The sequence below is a fragment of the Streptomyces sp. NPDC055099 genome, from assembly GCF_053607685.1.
Window position 1 is genome coordinate 115,023 of sequence record NZ_JBSGUA010000021.1, and the last position, 3,680, is coordinate 118,702.

Annotated in this window: 4 protein-coding genes; 3 read left to right on the forward strand and 1 reads right to left on the reverse strand. The window is 70.1% G+C overall.

The genetic code is table 11. The features are described 5' to 3' along the window. Positions 1–131 precede the first annotated feature (131 nt). A complete protein-coding gene (locus ACWFRU_RS36885) occupies positions 132–650 on the reverse strand; it encodes a pep a2 (RefSeq protein WP_453692465.1) in 519 nt (172 codons plus the stop codon). Positions 651–944: 294 nt separating this feature from the next. Between ACWFRU_RS36885 and ACWFRU_RS36890 the strand changes: the two genes are divergently transcribed. The 3 genes from ACWFRU_RS36890 to ACWFRU_RS36900 form a co-directional block, all read left to right on the forward strand. Then, positions 945–1,181, forward strand: a complete 237-nt coding sequence (locus ACWFRU_RS36890) for a DUF5133 domain-containing protein (protein ID WP_453692466.1) — start codon at positions 945–947, stop codon at positions 1,179–1,181. A gap of 73 nt (positions 1,182–1,254) precedes the next feature. Then, positions 1,255–3,225, forward strand: coding sequence for a maltotransferase domain-containing protein (locus ACWFRU_RS36895; RefSeq protein ID WP_453692467.1), 1,971 nt, complete (start codon positions 1,255–1,257; stop codon positions 3,223–3,225). Between the two features lie 39 nt (positions 3,226–3,264). Continuing rightward, a partial coding sequence (locus ACWFRU_RS36900) for an alpha-amylase family glycosyl hydrolase (RefSeq protein WP_453692468.1) occupies positions 3,265–3,680 on the forward strand: 416 nt, incomplete at its 3' end.

Below are 3,680 nucleotides of genomic sequence, written 5' to 3' on the forward strand. Positions count from 1 at the left end.
CCACCGGGTCGGCACCGGCGCCGGGGCGACGGCCCCGGCCCCGGCCCCGGCCCCCCGCCCCGGGGGGGGGGGGGGGGGGGGGAAACCAAACGACCCGCCCCCGGGGGCCCCCCCCCGCCGCAACGTCCGGGTCAGGCAGGGCCCGCGACCTCCAGCGGCGTCACCACTTCCGGCGCGCCCACGCCGACCGGCTGCGAGACGGCGCGGGGCAGGGGCCGCGCCTCGATCGTGTCGGGCTCCGGACCCTTGGGAACCAGGGGTTCACGAAGCTCCGTACGGCTGCGCAGCGAGAACCAGACGATGTGCCGGTCATCCGCGGTGCAGCTGCCCCAGCCGTCACTGAGCTCCGCGATCTCGGCCAGCGAGTGCGACTCGACTCCGTGCTCGCCCAGGACGGCCGGATCGCCGTGCGAGACCGCGGTGATCAGGTGCTGCCCCGTCCACCAGGTCTCGATCGCGGTCCGTCCGGCACCGATGTTCCGTGCGGCGGGCTCCAGCAGGAGACCGATTCCGCGCGACACGTCGGAAACGTGCTGTTCCAGCCCCCAGTACCTCAGATGGGCGGCCAGGATGCGCCGGATCTGACCGACGCGTTCCGGCTTCAGATCCACGTCGAGGTGGTAGTAGCGGGGCACTGAATGGTGCTTCATCGTTCATGCTCCTCACCGCGGAGCCCACGCTGCGGCGCTTCGGCGCGGAGCCGGGGTACGCACGGAACGTGAGCAGTGATCGCTCGAGAGTCAGCACCAGCGTCACCCCCCTACTCCATTCGTGCAACACGAGAGTGATCGGCCGCGCACTCTGCGTTCAACAGGACGGCGAGCGCTTCACCTCGCACCATGGGGGAGGGAGCGAACCCGCCGTAATGGCTCGCTCCCCCTCCGTGAACGGTCCGCGAGCCCGCCAGGGCTTGCCGTCGCGGAGGCCCCAGGAGGTCGAGTGCGATGCGGGCGGAGCGCGCCACAGAAGACGTCGGTCGGCAACTGGTGAGGTACCGCGCCTGGCAGCGCCGTTTCCTCGCCTCGCCCGGTGATCCCGCGGTGCGCGCTCAGTTCGAGGACGCCGTGGCCGCACTGTGCGCGGTGACCAGCCGGCGCTGCGGGCGAGAGGCGGCCGAGGCCGCCGAACGCCGGCCTGAGCATGAACCGGCCGACCGCATGTCCCCGCCCGGCGGCGATTGACGCAGTACGCGTGGCCGCAGCGAAACGAAGCGAAGACGATCAACGCGCACGGTACGACCCGGAGGTGGACAGCATGTCGGTGGACCCCAGCCACATCCGCATTCCCGTCGAGGATGTGCGGCCCTGTGTCCACGGCGGCCTGCGTCCGGCGAAGGCAGTCGTCGGCGAGGCCGTCGAGGTGACGGCCCTCGTGTTCGCCGAAGGCTCCGCCGTGCTCGGCGCCGAGGCGGTCCTGTACGCGCCCGACGGGCGCACCATGCAGCGCCGGGCCATGCGCGAGATGGCACCGGGCACCGATCGGTGGAGCGCGGACGTCACCCCGGACACGATCGGCCACTGGACCTTCGCCGTCGCCGCCTGGACCGACCCCATGGCCGCCTGGCAGCGCGACGCGGTGATCAAGGTGCACGCCGACGTGGACACCGGGGTCACCCTCGAAGACGGCATCCAGCTCTTCGAACGGGCCGTCGCCCAGGCTCCCGACGACCCCGCGCGCTCCACCCTGCAGACGGCACTCGGTCTGCTGCGCGACGACACCCGCTCCCCACTGGACCGTCTGGCGGCGGCCACGGCGCCGGAGGTGCGCGCGCTCCTGTCGGCCCACCCGCTGCGCGAACGCCGCACCGAGAGCGCCGCGTTGCCGCTGCTGGTGGAGCGGGAGCGGGCCTTGTTCGGGTCCTGGTACGAGTTCTTCCCGCGCTCGGAGGGTGCCGTCGTGCGGGAGGGGCAGCCGCTGAAGTCGGGCACCTTCAACACCGCCGCCGAGCGGCTTCCGGCAATCGCCGCGATGGGCTTCGACGTCGTCTACCTGCCCCCCATCCACCCCATCGGCACCACCTTCCGCAAGGGCCCCAACAACTCCCTGTCCCCCGGACCCCACGACGTGGGCGTGCCCTGGGCCATCGGCTCCCCCGAAGGCGGCCACGACGCGATCCACCCCGACCTGGGCACCCTGGAGGACTTCGACGCCTTCGTGCGCCGCGCCCGCGGCCTTCACCTGGAAGTCGCCCTGGACTTCGCCCTGCAGTGCTCCCCCGACCACCCCTGGGTGGACAAGCACCCCGAGTGGTTCCAGCACCGCGCCGACGGCAGCATCGCCTACGCCGAGAACCCCCCGAAGAAGTACCAGGACATCTACCCCCTGGCCTTCGACCGCGACATGCCCGGCCTGATCACCGAGACCGTACGCCTGCTGCGGTTCTGGATGGACCACGGCGTGCGTATCTTCCGCGTCGACAACCCGCACACCAAACCCGTCGTCTTCTGGGAGCAGGTCCTCGGCACCATCAACGAAACCGACCCCGACGTCATCTTCCTGGCCGAGGCCTTCACCCGCCCCGCCATGATGCGCACCCTGGCCGCCATCGGCTTCCAGCAGTCCTACACCTACTTCACCTGGCGCAACACGAAGCCGGAACTGACGTCATACGTCGAGGAGTTGGCCGGTGAGACGGCCGCCTACATGCGGCCGAACTTCTTCGTCAACACCCCCGACATCCTGCCCGAGTTCCTCCAGAACGGCGGCCGACCGGCCTTCGAGCTGCGCGCGGTCCTTGCCGCGACCCTCTCTCCGGCGTGGGGCCTCTACAGCGGATACGAACTCTGCGAGAACACGCCCCTCCAGCCGGGCGGCGAGGACTACCTGGACTCCGAGAAGTACCAACTGCGCCCGCGTGACTGGGAGTCGGCCGAAAGCTCCGGCGACACCATCGCGCCGCTGATCACCACACTCAACGCGATCCGTCGACGCCACCCCGCGCTGCACCGGCTGCGCAACGTGTGCTTCCACCCCACGGACAACGACCAGGTGATCGCGTACAGCCGTCATGAGCCCGGCGACACGGTGCTGGTGGTCGTGAACCTCGACCCGCACCACCCCCAGGAAGCGACCGTGCACCTCGACCGCGACCGCCTGGGCATCACGCCCGGCGCCACCTTCCGGGTGCGCGACGAACTGAGTGACGCGACCTTCACATGGGGCGAGGCCAATTACGTCCGTCTGACACCGGGTGTCTCCCCCGCGCACGTATGCGCGGTCGAGTGAGGAAGCACGCGCCCCCAGCCGTGCGGCAACGGAGGATGCATGACCATCAACAAGCCGGTATCCGACCTGTTCGAGGACACTCCCGCCAAGGACCGTGACCCCGAATGGTTCAAGCGCGCGGTCTTCTACGAAGTCCTGGTCCGCTCCTTCCACGACAGTGACGGCGACGGCATCGGTGACCTCAAGGGCATCACCGCCAAGCTGGACTATCTGCAGTGGCTGGGCGTCGACTGCCTCTGGCTGCCGCCCTTCTTCACCTCACCCCTGCGCGACGGCGGATACGACGTCGCCAACTACATCGCCGTGCTGCCCGAGTTCGGGGACCTCGGGGATTTCGTCGAATTCGTCGACGCGGCCCACCAGCGGGGCATGCGCGTGATCATCGACTTCGTGATGAACCACACCAGCGACCAGCACCCGTGGTTCCAGCAGTCCCGCAGCGACCCCGAGGGCCC